The 20,748-nt window shown below is 46.2% G+C and carries 21 protein-coding genes; 13 read left to right on the plus strand and 8 right to left on the minus strand.

All coding sequences use genetic code 11. The features are described 5' to 3' along the window. On the plus strand, window positions 1-185 hold a 185-nt coding region (locus JGK16_RS23630), incomplete at its 5' end, for a hypothetical protein (protein WP_293192742.1). On the opposite strand, the gene JGK16_RS23635 is transcribed toward JGK16_RS23630, so the two are convergent. Both JGK16_RS23635 and JGK16_RS23640 read right to left on the minus strand, forming a co-directional pair. Next, window positions 182-1,372 carry a cysteine desulfurase family protein gene (locus JGK16_RS23635; RefSeq protein ID WP_293186779.1) on the minus strand — a complete coding sequence of 397 codons (1,191 nt, stop codon included), beginning with the start codon at window positions 1,370-1,372 and terminating at the stop codon, window positions 182-184. The two genes, JGK16_RS23630 and JGK16_RS23635, sit on opposite strands and share 4 nt — an antisense overlap. Window positions 1,373-1,591: 219 nt before the next feature. Then, entirely contained in the window at window positions 1,592-1,996 is a 405-nt protein-coding gene (locus tag JGK16_RS23640) for a hypothetical protein (protein ID WP_293186780.1), read from the minus strand. Between the two features lie 190 nt (window positions 1,997-2,186). Between JGK16_RS23640 and JGK16_RS23645 the strand changes: the two genes are divergently transcribed. Further along, window positions 2,187-3,851 carry a DUF655 domain-containing protein gene (locus tag JGK16_RS23645; protein WP_293192745.1) on the plus strand — a complete coding sequence of 555 codons (1,665 nt, stop codon included), beginning with the start codon at window positions 2,187-2,189 and terminating at the stop codon, window positions 3,849-3,851. Window positions 3,852-4,135: 284 nt separating this feature from the next. After that, window positions 4,136-4,786: a hypothetical protein gene (locus JGK16_RS23650; RefSeq protein ID WP_293192747.1), complete on the plus strand. Its 651-nt coding sequence runs from the start codon at window positions 4,136-4,138 to the stop codon at window positions 4,784-4,786. A 208-nt stretch (window positions 4,787-4,994) separates the two neighbouring features. Here the strand turns inward: JGK16_RS23650 and cax are convergent, their stop codons facing one another. The 5 genes from cax to JGK16_RS23675 form a co-directional block, all read right to left on the minus strand. Next, the gene (cax, locus tag JGK16_RS23655; RefSeq protein ID WP_293186783.1) at window positions 4,995-6,086 is read right to left on the minus strand and encodes a calcium/proton exchanger; all 1,092 of its coding nucleotides are present in this window, start codon (window positions 6,084-6,086) and stop codon (window positions 4,995-4,997) included. A gap of 110 nt (window positions 6,087-6,196) precedes the next feature. Continuing rightward, window positions 6,197-6,655 (minus strand): hypothetical protein, encoded by a 459-nt coding sequence (locus JGK16_RS23660; protein ID WP_293192750.1) that lies wholly within the window; start codon window positions 6,653-6,655, stop codon window positions 6,197-6,199. A 769-nt stretch (window positions 6,656-7,424) separates the two neighbouring features. Beyond that, complete coding sequence (locus JGK16_RS23665; RefSeq protein WP_293186785.1) at window positions 7,425-8,048, minus strand: DUF6391 domain-containing protein; 624 nt, start codon at window positions 8,046-8,048, stop codon at window positions 7,425-7,427. 48 nt (window positions 8,049-8,096) lie between these two features. Further along, complete coding sequence (locus tag JGK16_RS23670) at window positions 8,097-8,834, minus strand: MORN motif-containing protein (RefSeq protein WP_293155568.1); 738 nt, start codon at window positions 8,832-8,834, stop codon at window positions 8,097-8,099. Window positions 8,835-8,878: 44 nt separating this feature from the next. Next, a complete protein-coding gene (locus JGK16_RS23675; RefSeq protein WP_293186787.1) occupies window positions 8,879-10,339 on the minus strand; it encodes a hypothetical protein in 1,461 nt (486 codons plus the stop codon). 225 nt (window positions 10,340-10,564) lie between these two features. On the opposite strand from JGK16_RS23675, the gene JGK16_RS23680 reads away from it, so the two are divergent. The 6 genes from JGK16_RS23680 to JGK16_RS23705 all read left to right on the plus strand — a co-directional run bounded on the left by JGK16_RS23680 (window position 10,565) and on the right by JGK16_RS23705 (window position 15,171). Further along, the gene (locus tag JGK16_RS23680; protein WP_293186788.1) at window positions 10,565-11,242 is read left to right on the plus strand and encodes a retropepsin-like aspartic protease; all 678 of its coding nucleotides are present in this window, start codon (window positions 10,565-10,567) and stop codon (window positions 11,240-11,242) included. Window positions 11,243-11,462: 220 nt separating this feature from the next. Then, the gene (locus tag JGK16_RS23685; RefSeq protein WP_293186789.1) at window positions 11,463-11,651 is read left to right on the plus strand and encodes a hypothetical protein; all 189 of its coding nucleotides are present in this window, start codon (window positions 11,463-11,465) and stop codon (window positions 11,649-11,651) included. A 9-nt stretch (window positions 11,652-11,660) separates the two neighbouring features. Beyond that, entirely contained in the window at window positions 11,661-13,262 is a 1,602-nt protein-coding gene (gene gpmI / locus JGK16_RS23690; protein ID WP_293192753.1) for a 2,3-bisphosphoglycerate-independent phosphoglycerate mutase, read from the plus strand. 243 nt (window positions 13,263-13,505) lie between these two features. Continuing rightward, entirely contained in the window at window positions 13,506-13,745 is a 240-nt protein-coding gene (gene secG, locus JGK16_RS23695; protein ID WP_293155559.1) for a preprotein translocase subunit SecG, read from the plus strand. Window positions 13,746-13,856: 111 nt separating this feature from the next. Next, window positions 13,857-14,594: a peptidase gene (locus JGK16_RS23700; RefSeq protein WP_293186791.1), complete on the plus strand. Its 738-nt coding sequence runs from the start codon at window positions 13,857-13,859 to the stop codon at window positions 14,592-14,594. A gap of 109 nt (window positions 14,595-14,703) precedes the next feature. Beyond that, window positions 14,704-15,171: an NUDIX domain-containing protein gene (locus tag JGK16_RS23705; protein ID WP_293186792.1), complete on the plus strand. Its 468-nt coding sequence runs from the start codon at window positions 14,704-14,706 to the stop codon at window positions 15,169-15,171. A 291-nt stretch (window positions 15,172-15,462) separates the two neighbouring features. Here the strand turns inward: JGK16_RS23705 and JGK16_RS23710 are convergent, their stop codons facing one another. Next, entirely contained in the window at window positions 15,463-15,942 is a 480-nt protein-coding gene (locus JGK16_RS23710) for a rhodanese-like domain-containing protein (RefSeq protein ID WP_293186793.1), read from the minus strand. 251 nt (window positions 15,943-16,193) lie between these two features. Here JGK16_RS23710 and JGK16_RS23715 point away from each other — a divergent pair, with 251 nt between their 5' ends. The 4 genes from JGK16_RS23715 (at window position 16,194) to JGK16_RS23730 (ending at window position 20,725) form a co-directional block, all read left to right on the plus strand. Beyond that, window positions 16,194-16,370 carry a hypothetical protein gene (locus JGK16_RS23715; protein WP_293203435.1) on the plus strand — a complete coding sequence of 59 codons (177 nt, stop codon included), beginning with the start codon at window positions 16,194-16,196 and terminating at the stop codon, window positions 16,368-16,370. Window positions 16,371-16,509: 139 nt separating this feature from the next. Further along, window positions 16,510-17,232, plus strand: a complete 723-nt coding sequence (locus JGK16_RS23720; RefSeq protein WP_293186795.1) for a hypothetical protein — start codon at window positions 16,510-16,512, stop codon at window positions 17,230-17,232. Window positions 17,233-17,279: 47 nt separating this feature from the next. Then, window positions 17,280-19,256 carry a P-loop NTPase fold protein gene (locus JGK16_RS23725; protein ID WP_293186796.1) on the plus strand — a complete coding sequence of 659 codons (1,977 nt, stop codon included), beginning with the start codon at window positions 17,280-17,282 and terminating at the stop codon, window positions 19,254-19,256. 2 nt (window positions 19,257-19,258) lie between these two features. Further along, window positions 19,259-20,725, plus strand: a complete 1,467-nt coding sequence (locus tag JGK16_RS23730) for a DUF1802 family protein (protein WP_293186797.1) — start codon at window positions 19,259-19,261, stop codon at window positions 20,723-20,725. Window positions 20,726-20,748 lie beyond the last annotated feature (23 nt).

Here is a 20,748-nt window from a genome sequence, read left to right on the forward strand (position 1 = left end):
TAATTTCACCGCCTTTTCTTCAACCCGCGGAGGCGGGTTTTGTCTGTGTAGACGCGGTTTCCAACCGCCGGGTTTCCAACCGCCGGGTTTCCAACCGCCCGATTTCCAACCGCCCGGTTTCCAACCGCCCGATTTCCAACCGCCCGATTTCCAAGCACCCAATATTCCACCGCCCAGTTTTCTAATTCCTGCACAATGCTACCTTGGGCATTAATCTATCTAAAATTTGTGCGATCGCAATTACCGTCCAATCAATATCAGCTTCAGTTGTTTCGCGTCCCAGTGTCAAGCGAATTCCACCAACCGCACCGCTTTCGTCATATCCCATTGCCAATAATATCGGACTAGGCGTGAGTTTACCACTGCTACAAGCCGCACCGGAACTAATGCCAATTCCGGCTAAATTTAGCTGTCTCACGAGAGTTTTGCCTGTGATTCTCTCTGTGTCTCTCTTTTGGTAAGGGCGACAGGATGGGGAGACAATGCAAAAACTGGTGTGGTGCGGCAGTCGGTAATATCGATCGCCCGTCGGGACTAAACTGGGTATGTCAGCTAATTTGTCAAAAAGTCGATCGCGCAATCCAATCAATCTCGGCGTTTCCACATCCATTTCCTGCACAGCCAACTCCGCCGCCACTCCAAAACCGACGATAGCGGGCAGTGCTTGCGTCCCTGAACGCAGTTTCAACTCTTGTCCTCCCCCGCCGAACATTGGCACCAATTCTAGTCCTGGACGCACGTACAGCGCCCCTGCACCTTGCGGCCCGTAAAGTTTGTGACTGGAAAGCGAAAGCAAGTCTACGGGCAGTTTTTGCACGTCAATCGGCAATTTACCGGCAACTTGAACTGCATCGGTATGGAACAGGATATTGCGATCGCGCGCAATTTGCGATAATGCTTCTATGGGTTGCAGTGTACCAACTTCGCTTTGTCCGTAGATGATGGAAATTAGCACTGTGTGCGATCGCAGTGATTCTTGCAAATCCAAAGGATGAATTCGCCCATGTTTATCGACTGGTAATCGAGTTACTTCCCATCCCAATTCTTCGAGTTGTCGCACCGGTTCTGATACTGCGGAATGCTCAACACTGGAAATAATGATATGCTGCGGTTTTGTATAAAGACGCGCAACTCCCATAATTGCTAAATTATCCGCTTCAGTGCCGCCCGAAGTAAAAATCATCGATTCCGGTAGCGCGTTAATCAGCCCAGCAACCTGCATTCTGGCTAATTCTAAAGCAGTCGCCGCCCTTTGTCCCCACTCGTGCAAACTAGAAGGATTTCCCCAGTATTGAGTCAGAGCTTTTTGCATAGCATCAATTGCTTCTGGGCGTGTCGGCGTTGTAGCGCTATAGTCGAGGTAAATTTGCATTGCTTTAATTAAATGACGAACTAATAATGAATGATTGACTACCTAATGAATAAAGCACTTATCCTAAAGGCATAAATGATTATTGACTCATGACTCATAATTCTTAAATTATGACTGATAACAATTGCTAACTCCCAACTGCTAACTCCCAACTGTCAACTCCCCGCTGTCAACTGTCAACTCCCCACTGTCAACTGTCAACTATCAACTGTCAACTGTCTAATGACTCCCAGGTTTGCAGACATTGTAGTCTTCATGGGACAAGACTTTTTGGGGAATTAAGAAAGTGCCGCAATCTTCACAAAGCATTCTGTAGTTGCGGGTTACAGGAATACTCACAATCCAGCGGTTGTGACGCAGGCGTTTGCCGCCGAAATCTCTGTAATTCTTATTTTCCCCCAAAGCTGCTATAATAGCGCGAGCTTTAGTAACTACATGGTCGGGTAGACCTCTGAGATCGATCGCATCTCTAGCAAATGATGCTTCCCTCTCTTGTTTTTGGGTCTGTTTTTCGGCCAGCAGTTCAACTGATTGCTGTTGCGCTATCAACTCTTGCGTGCACCGATGGCACGCTTTACCATATCCCCTGTGACCACAATCAAAAATTGTTTTTCTTTTAGCCATAAAGCATCAGTATCGGGTTTGACCCACGCCCCTGAATGCTGCTACCCTACCAGTGATGCTTCCGGCATCGAGGCAGTTCTACAAGACGCAAAATCTATTCCCTGTCATAAATTTAATAGTTTTAACTTTCCTCGATCCAATATCTTTCCACTCTGAATAGACTGATGACCTCAATAAAATTTTAAATTTTGTGAATGTACTTTATTATAATTTACCAGGTTTGTGTTGTGTTGGATTGCTGGCGATCGCCCTGACGGCTTGCGGACAAGCAAAGCAGGACGTGCAGAATTTACCTCCCACTCTCGCTCCGCTGCCTCAAGACCCCTTGTTGCAAGTATACTTCAATCAGTCCCTCACTTCGAGTTACACAGAGCCCTACCGCGCACAAACTAGGGCTGGAGATGATTTAGAAAAGTTAATCGCCGAGGCAGTAGCAAGTGCTGAATCGACCGTAGATATAGCGGTTCAGGAGTTTCGCTTACCCGGTATTGCACGAAGGTTGGCCGATCGCGCGCGCGCTGGAATTAAAGTCAGATTAATTGTCGAACATCTGTACAATCGCCCTTGGAGCGATTATACAGCCCAGGAGTTGGCAAAGTTACCAGAACGAGAGCGCGATCGCTACAGCGAATTTCTGCAACTAGCCGATACCAATAAAGACGGTAAATTTAGTGCCGAGGAAATCAAGCAAAATGATGCTTTGGTAATTCTCAAAGATGCGGGGATTCCTGTAATTGACGATACTGCTGACGGCAGCAAAGGCAGCGGTTTGATGCACCACAAATTTGCAGTAATTGACGGCAAAACAGTCATCGTAACTTCGGCGAATTTTACCACCAGCGATATCCACGGCGATTTCAAGACAGCAGCAAGTCGCGGCAATGCCAACAATCTGCTAAAAATTGCCAGCCCTAAATTAGCGCAAATATTTACTCAAGAATTTAACATCATGTGGGGCGACGGGCCCGGTGGTAAACCGGATAGCAAGTTTGGCATCAAAAAGCCGTTTCGTCAAGTGCAAAAAGTGAGAGTTGGTAATGCAACTGTTGCGGTGCAATTTTCACCAACAAGTGCGACTTTGCCTTGGGAACAAAGCGTTAACAGTTTGATAAATCGCACTTTAGCAAAGGCAAAAAAATCTGTTAATTTGGCACTCTTTGTATTTTCGGCGCAGCGGTTGTCAAATACTCTGGAACTTGAATCTAGGCGCGGTGTAGCGGTGCGAGCTTTGATTGACCCAAATTTCATTTATCGCCCTTACAGCGAAGGTTTAGACATGATGGGGGCGACTTTCATGCAGGATTGCGGCGGCTTAGAAGCGGACAATCGCCCGTGGAAAAAGCCGCTGACTACAGTGGGAGTGCCGCTGTTACCAATGGGCGATCGCCTGCACCACAAATTCGGCGTTATCGACGGAAATACCGTGCTGACAGGCTCTCACAACTGGAGTGAGGCTGCAAATCACGGGAATGATGAGACGTTATTGGCGATCGACAGCCCGACGGTTGGGGCCCATTTTGAGCGGGAGTTCGATCGGCTTTACAAAGGTGCAATCTTGGGAATTCCCGCCCGAATCAAACAGAAAATTGACGCTAAGCAAAAAGAGTGTAAATCAGTCCAAGCAACATCAAAACCTGCGAATCCTCAACCGCAAAGTGGTGGTAAAAACTTAATTAATTTGAATAGCGCGACTCAAGAAGAACTAGAAACTTTGCCAGGGGTTGGCCAGAAGTTAGCCGAGAAAATTATTGCAGCGCGGGAAAAGCAGCCTTTTGAGTCTTGGGAGGATGTCGAAAGATTGCCAGGAGTAGGAAACAAGGCTATAGACAAATGGCGCGATCGAGTAACATTTTAAAGTAGGGTGCGTCAGCTATGGTGATTTAATTAATTAATCATCTAGCAACTACAAACCTGCACCATGAATACTTCATTCATTGGTGGAGAGACTAACCAGGAAGGACTAAAGTCCTCACTACAAACCTGCACCATGAATACTTCATTCATTGGTGGAGAGACTAACCAGGAAGGACTAAAGTCCTCACTACAAACCTATTTTATCGATCTTGACAACAGTTAAGCTTTCTAGTTAAACTTACATTCAAATAAAATGCACTTTTTTCATATTGGAGGTATAAAGAGATGAAACGCGCCAGATATTTTACGGGGAAGCGACCAATCAAATTCCTAGCTTTTTTGATGGGTGCAATTTTAGTCACACTAGCAGCTTTCACAGTCAGCGCCCAGCAGACTAGCGAAGCACAATTTCGGGTAAAGAACGAAAACAGTTTTAATATTAACATGATTCAATTCAAGCGCGTTGAATATGTAGGTCAGTGTCCCGGAAGTGGCATCTCCCCTGATTCGCAAAGCGCTCGATTTGTTTCCAGCAAGACTCCCCCCGGCCCTAACAGAAGAGTGCTGATTAAAAATGTGACCGATGGCATGGAAACTGACCCCTATCCTTACACAGATAGAAGTTATGACAAAGGTGAGTTTTCCGAAAGTTTTGGATTTAAGTTAGCAAACAGTCACAAAACAAGAACTTTTTCGGTGTTAGAGGGCGAAAATAAATTTGCCTATGAAATCAAAGAAAATAACCAAATTATAGAACAGGGTGCGCTTACCGCTCAAGTTTCTGTACAAAATTTAGGTACTTTTCCACGTCAGCAAGTTTGTGAGAACAAAGTCACTTCACAATGTCAGGATGATGCTGATTGTCGCGAGAGGAGGCGCAAAGGAAAAAGTTGCAGAATAGAGTGTGTTACTGTTCAAGAGTGTCGCTGTCCGTAATTTTAGGTATGTTGTTGCGCTTCAGCGCTCTTGGCTCTCCTGGGTTTATGGTGGATACGGTATCAGACACAACTGTTCGCGATTCTGTGATGCTCTCTTCGTCAAGGATATGCGGTTTGTTTATCACCACAGACTCAGGAGAGCCACGCTCTTAATATTAAGAGCGCTGAAGCGCAACAACATACCTTTATTTGATCTGACAGTTGCTTCAAGTAACAGGGTGAAAGTAAAATGCCGCAGCTAACACAATATATGTTGCTAAAAGTAGCACTCCTTCCAGCCAATTCGATCGCCCGTCAAGACTAATTAGATTAGCGATTGTCACCGCAATGGCAACTGCAACCACTTCAAACGGATTAAAGTTTAAATCCATCGGCTGATGAATCACGATACCGATAATCACCAACACCGGCGCTACCAGCAAAGCAACTAGCAAACTCGAACCCATCGCCACGGAAACTGACAAATCCATATTATTTTTCATCGCCACTCCCACCGCCGTTACGTATTCCGCCGCACCGCCCACAATCGGCAACAAAATTACACCTGTAAACAGTGGTGTTAATCCCAATCCTTTGGTAGTTTCTTCGACAACGCCCACAAAAATTTCTGATTCAAAAGCAACTGCAACTGTTGAGGCGACTAGCACTCCTATCCACAGCCACAAATTCGGTTTGTGTGCAGTTGATTCATCGGTATTTTCAGAATCTTCTAACTCTAGTATGCCGACTTCGTAAAGATAGCTGTGAGTTTTTAAGGAAAATAGCAGCGTTAGTGCGTAAACTGCAATTAGGACGATCGCAGTTATCAACGAAAGATTCTGAATGGCTGCGGGTTCCACTCCATTCGACGTGTAAATTACCATCGTCGGCAGCAGAATCGCAATCACTGCTAGAGTCATGGTGGAACCGTTCACCCGGGCGATAATTGGCTTAAATTCTTGTTCTTTGTAGCGGATTCCCCCTAGCAGCATGGAAAGTCCCATAACTAAGAGCAAGTTGCTGATAATGGTGCCGGTGATGCTGGCTTTCACGATGTCAATCAAGCCGGCTTTCAGGGCTACTATGGCAATAATTAATTCTGTAGCATTCCCGAAGACTGCATTTAATAAGCCGCCGATGGAGGGCCCTGTGACGATCGCCACTTCTTCTGTTGCTGTGCTCAACCAAATCGCCAGAGGTATAATGCCTAGGGCGGATGTGATGAAAACTACCAGGGAACCCCAGTGCAAATATTCGGCTGCGATGGAAATGGGGATGAAAATTAACAGGGCTATGGAAAGAATTTTTTTGATTGACATAGGGACTCGGATGTGTATTGAAGGTGAGTTCGAGTTGCCAGGGCGATCGCCAAATTGATTTTATATCAATATGCTTGGGATAAGAAGATCGGGCGCTTTCAACCGCCGTGTTATCGGAGAAACAGTGCACCATCATTCCGAATGCTTAAAGATCTTTTATCCAAACCTAAATCATTTGTCTCGTCTAATCTTACTTCTACTGTGCCTTCACCAACGGGTTTTAAACTCGCTTTCAATAATGCGCCGTCTTGTCGCCTAAATACAATGGATGCAGGTAGTGTCAATGCTTGCAGCGCGACTGTTGAATTTTCGGCTAAGCTGCGGCGGTTAGTTTGTCCAACTACTTGATAAAATAGTCGATCGCTGGTTTTATTCGTTAATCTCACATTAGCTTTGCCATTAACGGGAACCATCTTGCCGTCGGGAACTCTTTCTGGTTCGTTAGCTTGGGCAATTTCCCTCGCAAAACTCGCATTGTGACCCAAAGGTAAAAAGCTGTTGCCTGCTAGGGCCAAGGTGACTGCCAGCAGGCTTGCTAGACTGGTTTTGTCGATCGCTAGTTTGCACATTTTTTTGATTGACTTTTGATCTAAAAATTCTAACAAGCAATTTTACCTGATGCTGCTCTCTTCTGGCAAGTCGCCTCAGAAGTCAATCCGAGCTTTTCATAGCTGACGCCTTGATTGTGAAGATGGAAACTGAATATAATAGAAATTTATCGAGCTACCAAAAAATATATTTCTCATTGTGTAGTGCCAGTTAGTGAATTAAATTAAGTTAATGCTTAACCAGAATTGACGTTTGAATAGTATCGTTTTTATGATACCGATTCTGATATATAAATCCGTTTTTATAAAAATGAGGTACGTTGTTGGGCTTCAGCCCTTCTTAGATTTATAACAAGTAGGTACGTTGTTGGGCTTGGGCCCTTCTTAGATTTATTACATAGCAAGTTATGCTGCTAAAAACTGCATTTACGAATTATCTCTCATCTTTTTGAGAAAAGCTATATAGCCTTTCTCAAAAAGATGAGGTATGACTGACAGCTCCTACAACCACTTAATAAACTAAGAGGGCCCAAGCCCAACAACGTACCTAATCTATATAAGAAAAGCTATAATACAAATAATATGGCAGAAGGAAGAATGAAAAAGGCAGAATGAAAAAGGCAGATGGCACCTTAAAAAAGGTACGTTGTTGGGAAAAGAGCGCTCTTTTCCCAACAACGTACCCAAAAAATCCTTTATTGTGACACTGGCATCCTGGACTCAAAAAGGAAGAATGAAAAAGGAAAAATGAAGATTTGCCCCTCTCTCCCCCTCTCCCTTGCCGTCGCAGCTATTCAACCCAACGCACGCGCACAAAATGAGCTTCCCGTCCCCAGAAGTCCTGACTGACAGAAATATCAACAATACTCAAATTAAACGGAATAGCAGTTGTGACGTAGCGCTGAGCCAGAGCTCCCACATCGGGAGCTAACTGAGCTGCTGTCGCCGCCGCCGCACCCAAACCCAAAAGTTGCAGAATGGGCCCCTTCGGTAGAGCTAAATTGATGCCGACAGCAAGTCCAGCAGTCAGCAGCATTGCCACCGACAAGTTGGTGCCACAGCGGGGATGTACGGCTAAATCCCACTCTCCGCTGGCAATCCGCTGCAAAGCTAATTGCACTGCATGACGCAACTGTGCAATGTTAACGCGGCCGTACAGATAAAATCCTTGGTCAGTGGACATTCCGCCCAATAACTGATTATCTGCTCTTGCTGTCGGCGTACCGCCAGATTGGCTGAGTACCCACACCGTAGCGTGTTCCAAAGCATGAACTTGGCGCAAAGTCAAGATTTCCTTCAAACCCGGAACAAAATCTAGCTGTCTTAATAAGTCAGCATCTTGAGTCTGCTGCGGGGCAAAGTCAAAAGGAATTTGGCTGGCGTGCCCAGAACTAGAAGCAGCATTTGTCGTCATGTCAAAAGGCCTCCACTAATGTCCGATCGCAAATTTTAGCAGCGAGATTCAAGGTTGAACGCGCTTGCCTGCCCGAAACTCTCCAGAAAAGCGTCTACCTTTAGCATCTGTAATTACGCCTCTACCGTGAGGCAATCCCTTACGAAATTCGCCTTCGTAGCGAACGCCGTTGGGGAAACTGCAACTACCTTTACCGTCTAGCTTTTCGTTGAAAAACTGACCGTCGCAGCGAGTGCCGTCCGATCGAGTAAACACTCCGCGACCAAATGGGTTTCCTGCGAAAAATTGTCCGGCGTAGCGATCGCCCGTGGCAAAGATAAATTGCCCTTGACCGTGTGGCTGACTGCTTGGAGCGCTGCCACCTACTTGTTGAACAATTTCAAATGTTCCTCTGTAGCGATCGCCCGTGGCAAAAATAGCTTCTCCCCTAACGATCAGACCGTTGCGGAACTCTCCTACCATGCGGTCATCGTTGGCGAACAGGAATGTGCCTTGACCGTTGGGCACGCCGTTACGAAACTGTCCTTCATAGCGATCGCCCTTGGAGTATACGTATATTCCTTGTCCCTGAGGTCTGCCGTTGACGAAAGTTCCTTCATAATTGTCGCCATTTTCGTAGTTGCACTTGACTCTACCGTTCGGGGGAGAGCCTTCGCAAACCGGAGGGCGCTTTTGTTCTGCTGCTGGCGCCGCCAATGACGATTTAGTATTGGCTAGCAGTGAGAGGCATCCTACCCCCGTGCCAACCAACATGAATATTCCGAGTTGTTTAATTGAGCGAAGCATGACGGTTCTCAATTTTTTTTCTAAGGATTGAGCTAAATTTTGCATTAAATTGGGTTCTGGGCAACTCGGGGAGATTTTTCTCCCACAATTTTAGAAACCTCTACACCGTTTTCTTCTAGAACCACAATCGGATCGGCTCCTGATTTGAAATCAACCCGTTTGATTAGCACCTGCCCGCTGGCAATCCGCTGTCCTACTTTGATATATCGACTTGTTGGCTCGTTAGGTGCTTTCACAATTACCAGTATGTCATTACCAACTCTGACTACGCCACTAACTTCAACTCCTTTGGCATTGTCTGTCGAAGGCGGTGGCGGTGGTGGTGCGGGGGGTGGTGGTGGATTCGGGTCTTGCCACGAGGGCGGCGGTGTTAATTCCGGCAGCTTGGGCAGACCGGGCAATTCTCTGGTGGCGATATTGGGAATGTTGGGAGGGCGGGGCGGGCCGGGCGGGCGGGCGGCGATCGCTGGCGGGCGTCCCGGTGTTGCTCCTGGCCGTCCCGGTGTCTGGGCCGGTCGTCGCGTCCCTTGGGGGCCTGCCGTCGTGCCTCTTGGGAAGCCCGGTATAGAGGGAACTCCCGGTATTGATGATGCCGGAGTTCCTGCTATATCTGGGGAACCTGCTGGTCTGGCTCCGGGGCGTCCTGGTCTGGTACCGGTACCGCCGGTGCTGCCTGTTGGGAAGCCCGGTATAGAAGGCACTCCCGGTATTGATGCCGGATTTCCCGCAACGTTTGGGGCACCTGCCGGTCTGGATCCGGGGCGTCCGGTGCCGCCGGTTGAGCCTGCTGGAATGCCCGGTATTGACGGCGGATTTCCTGCGACGTTTGGGGAGCCTGCTGGTCTCGCTCCGGGGCGTCCGGGAGCTGCTTGGGGACGCGCTGAAATTGGCGGCCGCCATTGGGGTACGGGGGTTAGCGGCAGGTTGGGAAGACTTGACACCTGTGCGGGGCTTTGAGCTTTGGGAAGTTCGGCAACTGTGCCGCCGCCCGGTGCCCTTTTCGATCCCGGTACTGGCGTCCACCGAGGTGGGTTTCTCTCGTCTGGCAGCTTGGGCAGACTTGGAACTTGTCTGACTGGGAGGTTGGGGAGTTCGTTGCCCGCTGTCCCGCCACCGTCTGTTTTGAGTGGTTGAGGGGGAAGGACTGAGAATGGGTCATTTGCTTGGCCGGGGACAGATGTCTGTGGAATTGCCCTTGGGGCTGTCTTTTTGCCATCAATGTCTGCTTGAGCTTGTCTGGCGCGATCGTCAGGGTTTGTCGATCGGATCAAGCCGGGGGGCTGGGCCGCTACTACTGGAGAGGGGAATGTCTGAGCTCCTGGTGTGGGACTTGCCACACCCCCGGTCGTTCCGGGAGCGTTGGCTGCTGGTGCCCCTGGTGTTGCACCCGGACTGATACTAGGACTAGGAGTGGGACTGGCTGTGTCGCCACCCCCGTCGCCGCCGCATCCCCCGATCGAGAAAGCCAGCATTCCTATAGTTGCAAAATATAAAAGTTTACGCATTACCGATCGTCCCCAAACGCCTGACTTTTAAGTGATCCAAATGGCAATTGCAGTTGCTGCCATTTGCCGCTTTTCAGTTTACCTGGTTTGATGGTATGCGATCGCTTTTAAATTGCCAAGTTTTCCGGACGATTTGATATTGAGGCGGGCCCTGGGTTTTCAAGAGCAGGTTAGGATATCAATGGTGGTGGTTCTTGCACATATTTAACTAATTAGGGCATGGTTATGGTGGCAAAAGTGATTCTGAAACGGATTTGGCGATCGGGCATTGTTTCTGTGGCTGTTTTGGTAGGTCTGGGATCGGTGGGAAGCGGCAATGTGAATGCTCATTCACATCAGCCAGAAACAAAGGTGATGGCATTGGTGCCACTTGTGAGTTCCCAGCAGCACGCGCGGCGGAGCTATCCCGAAGGGAATCGCACTTTAACAGCAGCCTCGGAAGCCACAAGTGGCAATGTGTATTCTCAGTTTCGCAGGGGCACCTCAAATCCTGGTGCCCAACCGCCAGCCAATCAACCAGCCTCTGGTGGGAATCAAAAGGTATTTCAAGCGAAAATCAAGCGCCGCGCGGGTGGGACACCTGTGATTGATGTGGTATTTAACGGTAACAAGACTTTTGAAATGATTGTCGATACCGGGGCGAGCGGCACTTTAATTACTCAGCGGATGGCTACTGCACTGGGAGTGAGGCAAGTGGGCACTGGGAGAGCGGGGATCGCTGACGGTAGCATTGTCGAGTTCCCCATTGGTTTGGTGCGATCGATTCGGGTTGGGGGTGCTGCCATCCAAAATGTCGAAGTGGCGATCGCCAAACAAATGGAAATTGGTCTCCTCGGTCACGATTTCTTTGGCAATTACGATGTGAAAATCAAAAAAGATGTTGTAGAGTTTTATGTCCGCTGAAACTGAGACAATTCAGAAACCAATTTTTATTTGCATACTGTTAAAGTTATTCGCAGCCCGGTCAAGGCTGTTTAATTTATTTTTTGAGCCACTAGCAAAATACGACCAAGTGTGGTATTGTTTTGAGTGTTTCCAGAGCAGTTTACCGTTGAACAATCCGGGAAAATCCGGCTGTCAAAGCACGGCCACTGTTGGCGCTATCGAGTAACAGTATCCAACGGTGGATTCAGAGTTCAAGTCAAGGCAATCAATTAGACAATTTGCCGATCGGGTGGAAATTAGTTTCCAAAATGCTGTGGCTGGGGGAATTATTGTTCGTGTTGTTGGGCCGCTGTACAAAATATATGAGCGGAAGATGTTCCGCAAAATCGGCAATAATGACGATCGAGAAATTAATTATTGTAAATAGGGTATTGGCATGGCACAAACGTCTGTATCTCCTGTAGTGCTGATTATTCTAGATGGCTGGGGTTATCGTGAAGAAAAAGACGGAAATGCGATCGCCTTAGCGAAAACACCCGTGATGGACAGTCTCTGGGCAGCTTATCCCAGAACTCTGATTAACACATCAGGTCGGGCGGTAGGGCTTCCAGACGGGCAAATGGGCAACTCGGAAGTCGGTCACTTAAATCTCGGCGCCGGCCGCGTGGTTCCTCAAGAGTTAGTGCGAATCTCGGATGCTGTCGAAGATGGTTCTTTGCTCGACAACCGGGCGCTGGTTAAACTTTGCGAGGAAGTGCGCCGTCGGGGCGGCAAGTTACACCTGACCGGTCTTTGTTCCGAGGGTGGGGTACACTCGCACCTGAGTCACATTTTGGGTTTGCTACAGCTAGCAAAAGCACAGGGAATTTCTGAAGTTTGCATCCACGCGATTACAGACGGCCGCGATACTACTCCGAAAGAGGGTGTAGAAGCTCTCAGCAAGATAGAAGGTTATATCAAACAAGTAGGAGTGGGTCGGATTGCTACCATCAGCGGCCGCTATTACGCGATGGACAGAGACAAACGCTGGGATCGGGTGAGCCGCGCTTATGAGGTAATGACGGTTGAGGGCGCACCTGATGGTCGATCGGCAGTTGATGTGTTGCAGGCCTCCTATGCTGAAGGAGTAACCGACGAGTTTGCAGTTCCGACTCGCATTGCCCCGGGAGCGGTGGCATCCGGGGATGGGATGATTTTCTTCAATTTTCGACCGGACAGGGCTAGAGAGTTGACTCAGGCTTTTGTAGCGCCAGATTTTAAGGGCTTTGAACGATCATTAATTGATCCGCTGACCTTTGCGAGTTTTACTCAGTACGACCCCAAACTGTCGTCGGTACTGGTGGCTTTTGAACCCCAGAATTTGAACAATATTCTGGGTGAGGTGATTTCTAAGCACGGTTTGCGACAGTTGCGGACAGCGGAAACTGAAAAGTACGCTCACGTGACTTATTTTTTTAATGGGGGTCTGGAAGAGCCTTTTGAGGGGGAAGACCGCGAAATGGTGCAGAGTCCGATGGTGGCGACTTACGATGAGGCGCCGGAGATGTCGGCCGCTGAGGTGACGGATGTGGCGCTGGAGGCTTTGTCCAAGCGGATTTATTCGTTTGTGGTGCTTAACTACGCTAACCCGGATATGGTTGGTCATACGGGGATGCTGGATGCGACGATAATTGCGGTTCAAACTGTGGATAAATGTTTGGGGCGGCTGTTGACCGGGATTTCCCAAGCTGGGGGAACGGCAATTATTATTGCTGACCACGGAAATGCTGAGGTGATGTTCGACGAGAACGGGAATTCTTGGACGGCTCACACTACTAACCCGGTGCCCTTTATTCTAATAGAAGGCGAAGGTCTGAAAATTCCAGGTCACGGAGGGAATGTTGCTCTCAGGGCGGACGGCTGTTTGGCCGATGTGGCGCCGACGATTTTGGAGCTGTTGAGGTTGCCTCAGCCCCCGGAGATGACTGGAAAGTCTATGATTCAAGCTGCTGAATTTGAAGTTCGGGCTAATCGCACTCCGGTGCGGGTGCGGCTTTAGGAAGTCTGGGCTACAGGTAGGTAGGGTTAGGCAAGGTACGTAGTTGGGCTTCAGCCCTCTTTAGACATATATACAAAGAGGGCTAAAGCCCAACTACGTACCTATCTCTCTCCTGACTATAAAACCCCCCTGCTTTTTAAGGATGATTTAGGGGATCGGGCCTCGACTGCCCGGTTGTGTGCGATCGACTAAATTTGATATGATAATGAATTACCGATTACTAATTACCAATTAGCCCAAATTATGAATATTGTTTCTGTGTTACAAGTTATCTGGTCTTTGTCTGCTTTAGGACTTGTGGTTTTTGTATTGCTCCACAGTCCTAAAGGCGATGGCATTGGAGGAATTGGCGGACAAGCTCAATTATTTACCAGCGCTAAGAGTGCGGAAACAACTCTCAATCGGATTACTTGGGGTCTGTCTATTGTGTTTATGGGTTTGACTATTATTTTGAGTGCTGGTTGGTTGACTCCTAAGTTGTAAGATTAGGATTTTTAACCGCAGATGTAGGCAGATAAACACAGATTAACGCAGATGAAGTTGATATAATTTGTATTCATCTGCGCTTATTTGTGTGTATCTGCGGTCTGAAAAATGCGGTTGTGGAAAGTTTCGATAAAAGCTCGATTGCTGGCTGGTTTGGGATTGACTTTATGTTGTTTTAGTCTCATAATTTTTACTCAGGTTAATGCTCCGGCGGCGAGTCTTTCTCTTTCTCCTCTCCCAAATACTTGGCCCTCTCCACAGGTTCATCCTTTACCACCAACGCTGGCTAATTGGCAAGATGCAACTAATAGCGGCGATTATTTCGATCGCATTAAACAGCCAAATGTCGGTCATTTGCTATGGTCGAAGTTCCCGATTCAGGTGTATGTGGAGCGTCCGGTAGATGGGAATAAGTCTGAAGAATGGATAGCAGCGGTGTTGGGTGTTGTGCGGGAATGGGGGGTTTATTTGCCTTTGCAAGTCGTGGATAGTTCCGAGGCGGCTGATATTAGAATTTTACGTCAGGCTCCGCCTTTGCGTCAAGGGCTTTTGCGATCGCGATCGGGGGAATCCACCTATGAGTTGTACAATCGTCGGGACGGGGATAAAACAGTTTTATCTCATCGGTTTGCGGTTTATTTGAATCCGAATCAAGTGGGTAAGTATGTTCCGGCGACGGCGCGGCATGAGTTGGGGCACGCTTTGGGAATTTGGGGCCACAGTTTGCTGGAAACTGATGTGCTTTATTTTTCTCAGGTGCGGAATCCTCCGGCTATTTCTGCGAGGGATGTTAATACTTTGAAGCGGCTTTACGAACAGCCAACTCGGTTGGGATGGGAATTATAGTTTAAACCACAAATTCCCGGCGATTGGAAATCGCGTCTACACAAACGAAGTCCACCTGCGTGGACTAAGAGAAGATTCCGATTAGTTATTAATAGCAAAGAGAAAAAATATGAAAGATGAAGCTTTTGGCATTGTGCCAGTTTTTGCGACTGAAACTGATAGTTTGTTTTTGTTGATTCAACATCAAGCCGGACATTGGGCGTTTCCTAAAGGTCACGCGAATCCGGGGGAATCTGCGCTAGAAACGGCGAAGCGGGAGTTTGAGGAGGAAACTGGCATCCGCGATTGTGAAGTGGTTGAGGAGCCTAGTTTTGTGGAAAGTTATTCCTTTGTTAAGGAAGGGAAGCCTAGTTCTGTGCAACATTATTCCTCTGCTAAGGAAGGGGAATCAATTGAAAAGACTGTTACTTACTTTTTGGCTTTTGTAAATTCAATGGAAGTTCAGTTGCAAGTAGAGGAAGTTCAGAATCATGCTTGGAGTTCTTTTGAGGATGCAGTCAAGCAGATTACTTTTGATGGGAATCGGCAAATCTTGAGGGAAGTTAAAGCTTTTTTGGACGGCAAAAAAAAGAGTTAATATCAAATCTCCTTATCTACCCATAATTAAGTTTGTAGTAAGGACTTTAGTCCTATCTTAAAACTTTTATTCGCTAAGGACTGAAGTGGGTGCATCTCACTTTTGAAGAGGGCGAAGCATGACCGCATATAAGTTATTAGTTATAATCTCCTATTTTCTGCGGTCATGCTTCGCCCCTACGGATATATTCGCCAAAATGAGATGCACCCACTGAAGTTATTACTACAAACAAATTGTTCTGTTAGATACCCGACTTCTTCAAGAAGTCGGGTATCTAGGTTTTCTGTGAGATTATTTGTTAATTTTCTGGGCTTTGGCGTGATGTTGCAGGCGAGCGAAAACATTGTAGGCGGCGGGGCCTGGATTACCGTGTTCTAGAGCGCCGTCGATGGGGCCGTCGATGGCTTTCCAAGCTGGAATTCCGCCTTTTAGTTCGGCGACTTTTCTAAAGCCTGCTGCGCGCAGAAGATTGGCGGCTTCTGCTGTTTGTTCGTCGGTTTCGGCGTAGATGTAGATGTCGCGAACGGGTTCTAGGCTGGCTTTTGCTCGATCGACTAATTCGTCCATTGGCATTGGTACGGCGCCGGTAATGCGACTTTTATCGAAGCTTTCAAAATCGCGGGCGTCGATGATTGTCAGTCCGGGTTCGCCCCAATCTAAGCGGGCTTTGAGGTCGTGGCTGGATACTTGGGCTTTTAAACTGGGAGGGGTGGGAGTCAAATCTGGCAGTTTTTCTTTGATGTCTGCAATTTGGTCTGGAATAGTTTTCATGGGTAAAATTCTCTTCAATGCTTTGATTGCAATGTAACAAGATGTTTCGGTTGAATTCGTCTTTCTAAAGGCTGAATTGGGGATTGAACTAAAGTCGCAGTTAATCTGAATTGCTCGTGGTTGACTGTGGTTCGGAGCGCTATATTTGCTGAGGTTGCTAAGTTTTCAGTTGACAGTTGACAGTTGACAGTTGACAGTTGACAGTTGACTTCGGAGGGCGAGCTCTACCTGGAAGTCCGAGGATTGGAATAATGAATCGTCTGATTTTAATTTCTCCCGGGCTTGGGGCTTTAAACCAATTCTTTCTGGTAAGTGGGGTTGATTCCGATTGTTTTGATGGAAATGTACGATCGCTCTTATTGAGTGTAGATATTTTGAAGTGCGATCGATTGTCCAATCAGTCATTGTATCAAATACTCAGATTTTAGTCAATGCCAATTATTTTAAAATGAAGTTTGCATGGGTTGTGCGCGGTCTCGCGCGCTATTTTGCTGAGAAGTTGAGATGTTTTTTAACAAAATTTCTGGTAAGATTTGATACTAACAATAGGGATTTAAAGGTATGGATATGTCTGAGCAAAATGAAATTGCTGTGTCTAAAACTTTGACACCGGAAGAGCAAGCGGTTTGGGATGCGAAGGCGAAAGTTCGGGTATTGCTGAATTTGTGGGATTTGGGTGGCGGTCAGATTCCGGTTAAAAAGGGGGATTTGACTAAGCGGATTGTTCGCACTAATGAGACGAGTCAGAGGTATCTGGAAGTGCTCGCCCAGTTGCAGGAATCTGGGGCGATCGAGTATTCGCTGGTAAATCGGGTGACGCGGGTGGAGTTGAGCGCGAAGGGGAAAGAGGTTTTAGCGCAGGGCTTGAAAAGTCGGGATTCTCTGTTTGAGTTTGATGGTTCTCAAATCGGTACTCGGCTGGGAAATGCTCTGCTGAAGTGGATTCGGCATCAGGATGGTGCGGCGAGTGTTGCTGTGGAGACGGGGAAAAAGGATGCAGGGGCGATCGCCTCCTATGACGATTTTAAGGCTGTGGCGATCGATGTGTATGACAGCTTGAACCGGGATTATAACTTAGACGATTTAGTGCCGATTTATCGGATGCGACGGGCGATCGGGGAAAGAGTTGGGCGATCGGAGTTCAATGAGTGGCTGTTGGAAATGCAGGCTAATGACATTTTTCAGCTAATGGCAGGGGAAACGCCAGACATCACCCCAGATAAACGTGAAGACTCAATCATCATTCCTGGTGGTACATTGCGTTACTACGCCAAGCGCTTAAATCCATAAAATTGTTCTCAATCTTTTTGTAGTTCGTTACCTCACACCCGATAACCATGAACAATATACCAGTTTCCCCGATAGAAGCCCTGAATGCTGCAATTCAAAATCACAATCCATTTAGCAAAGCTGGCATTGTCAAAGAGCAAGATATTTGGGGGAAAGGGTTCCCCGATCTTCCGACTCTAAATGCTCATGCTTCCGATGCAATTTTTCAGGCAGTTGAAAAAGTAAAGACAAGTCAATCTAGTCAAGAAAAGGTGACTTCACTGGTATTAACTGCTTCAATGGGAGTGGGGAAAAGCCACATTTTGAATCGTACTCGCCACAGGCTAGAAAGCAATGGTAATGCTTTATTCGTTTATGCAAGTGTTAATAATTACACAGACTTAAACTTGATAAAATACCAATTTCAGCAAACTTTAGTTAACAGTTTAAGTCGCATAAGTAACGAAGGTGTCATGCAATGCCAGGAAATAGCAGCAGCAATGGTTAACGAATGTTTTAAAGCTATGAATGCTGCTACACCAAATCTTTCTACTCAAAAACTACTCGATCAATTTGATCAAGTATGTGCTAGTTGGGCTACTAAAAATAAAAATTACATGAAAGCCCTAACCAAGCAATTTCTTAGGAGAAGATCAAATGTAGACCCTTATATTGTTCGAGCTGTTTTGTGGACATTATCAGAAACTGAAACACCTTTTGCTATCAAATGGTTGTCTGGTGAAGAGTTAGATAAATCTAAAGCTGAGGAACTAGGATTGCCGACTAATTCCGGCAAGACTAATCAGGATAGAGAAGTAGAATCTCTTAACAATGTCCAGAAAATTTTAAATTTGGTGAGTTACTACCGTCCTATAATCATTTGTTTTGATGAAATAGATGTAAATACAAGTTGTAGAGATGATGGCTTGACAACACCGCAGGTAATTGCCGATCTTGTTAAGCGTTTGTACGATACTCTCGAACAATCAGAACTCAGTCAAGGTTTAGTTATTATCACAGTAATGGCACCAGATACTTGGAAAACAGTTAATATGATGCCTGGTAGTATACTAGATCGAGTTTCAACATACACGCAGCGAAAACCAATCGATTTAAAATACTTGAATGGCGATTCTTTAGTTGATTTAGTCAAATTATGGTTGCAAGATTTTTATCAGGTCAGAAATTTAAATCCTCCTCATCCGGTTTACCCATTTGAGGAAAGTCAACTGAGAGAATATGGCAGAGGTAAGCCAACTGTACGCGAAGCTTTGACATGGTGTGCCGAGAATTTTAAAGTTTTTATGCCTCCAATGCCTGAACTTCCAGAAGAGCCTGCTGAACGGTTTGAGCTTGCTTTTACCAAGGAACTTGACGGAGACATCCGAGAGGATATGAAGGATAGTTTGACAATTGCTGATGCTATTTGCTTTGGCTTTTTAACCCTGATAGGTGAGACTGTAGACAACGTAAAAATTAATGACATTATGACAGAGGTTAAGCCAAAATTACAAAATGCGAATTGGATTGATTTCAAGATAATTGGTGTCGAAAATGGGAAAAAAATCAAGATTGGTGTTGCAGTCATTCAAACTTCTCAATCTGACTTAGTTGCTGGATTAAGACGCTTAATTGATTATCAAAAATTTGATTTGACTCGCGGTTGTTTAGTCCGTTCCCAATCAAAAATAGAGAAAATGAGCAAAAACTCTCCAGCATACAAGCTACTAGAACAACTCGTGTCAGTAGAAAAAGGCGGTGAGTTGGTGTACTTGATTGAAGACCAAATAAAACCGTTATTTGCTCTCCGTGCTGTTTATGAAAAATGCACAGAGTATAATTTAACCAAAGACGAGGTTTTTGATTTCATATCTCAGAAAAAGCTCACTTTTGACAATCTTTTACTGCGAGAAATTTTGAGCGATCCGTCGAATCAAATGCCTGTGGTTGATGATGAAGATGAACTCCAACTTTTAGAAGATATTTTCAACCCTACCAGCAGTGATGATACAGATGATGGCGATCTAAGCGACCAATTTAGTTAAGTATGAACCAATCAATTTTGCTTCAAACAGCACTGGCTTTACCAAATCCAGATGTTGAAGCTTTAATCCAAGGACGAATGGTTGCAGCTATGCCTCGGATGTTTCTGAATCCGGGGCGGACATTTGCTTTGTACCCCGCCGATATCTCGATTAATTTGCTACCTCACGAGCAACATTATAGCTCAAGTTTTTTGCCCGTCGCTAAAAACGCACTTGCTCAGTTAAATTCTGAAACGGTTTCGATCAAAGCTTGGGCTAGGTGCGAATTGTGTAAAATGGTGAATGAGCCTGAATCATTAGAGGCTTTGTCGCGATTAACAGTCTGGAAAACAAAGGCATTAGAGCAAATTCTCCAGCAGCGTCCTTTTATTTTTGTAGCTTACCTGCGGGTTTATCTGCTACCTCAGCCGTTTGAAATACCAGTGCAATCTAGTGGCAATTTTGTATCTTTGTCAAAATCCCTAACTGTTACTGATTCAACGCCTGTGTTGAGCGAGTCTATCTTCGCTAAACGCCGTCAAAAGCTCGAAAAACTAGAGCCTCCCGAACATCCAGAATTGGAAGAGTTGCAAAGTGCATTAGTGCATTTATCCAATACTAACCCAAACGCTAAACAACTCGATGCCGAAATTAAAATATTTCTAGGTTGGTCGGAAAATTTACCAACAACAAAACCCGATCCAGATTTAGATTGGATTAAAACGATCGCACAAATCGGCAACTCTAGCGACGGTAATGGCTTTGAAAAATTAGTCCGCAAAGGTTTTATCAAGCTAGGTTTCGGAAATTCTAACCACAAACCAGAAGCCAGTCTCGATCCCGAATCAACCGGGGGCGCTGGCGGATTAGATTTCTACTGTGAAACTCCCTATCAGGTAGTGGGAGAATGCAAAGCTACCAAAAGTGAAACCGTAGCTGATGGAACGCCCGCGCAACTTATCAAGTTAGGACACAAGCATCTTCAGGAACAATACAACTGCTGTATTAAGATAATTATGGCCGCTGGTCAGTTAAATAGACACGCTAACAAAACTGCTATCGGAAACCACATGAATGTAATTCGCCCGGAAACATTGCAAAGATTAGTTGAACTCAAAGCTAAGCAACCAGGTTCGATCGATCTATTACAGTTAAAACCTTGTTTGGAACAACAGCCGTTTGGTGAGGAAGCCGATGCTAAGGTTAATCGCTATATTGACGATGTGCGGGAAAAGCTTAAAGTGCGATCGCACGTTCTTTCTATTCTGAAAAAGTATTTAGAAACTACAGGTTCTAAAAGAGCCAGCGTTGATTCTTTGAGCGGTGCGTTTTCAATGTCTAACCCACCCAAGCAATTGTCCCGTGAAGAGTTGCACGAAATTTTAGTAGAACTTTCTTCTCCGCTGACAGGTTATGCAGGGCGAATTAAAGGAGATAGTTTGGGGCGCGATCGCTTTTATTTCCTGCGTGATTTGTTATTAGATGATTGAGGTAGAATTGAGGCTATTGCCAC

This window comes from Microcoleus sp. PH2017_09_SFU_O_A (assembly GCF_020738625.1).
GTDB lineage: Bacteria > Cyanobacteriota > Cyanobacteriia > Cyanobacteriales > Microcoleaceae > Microcoleus.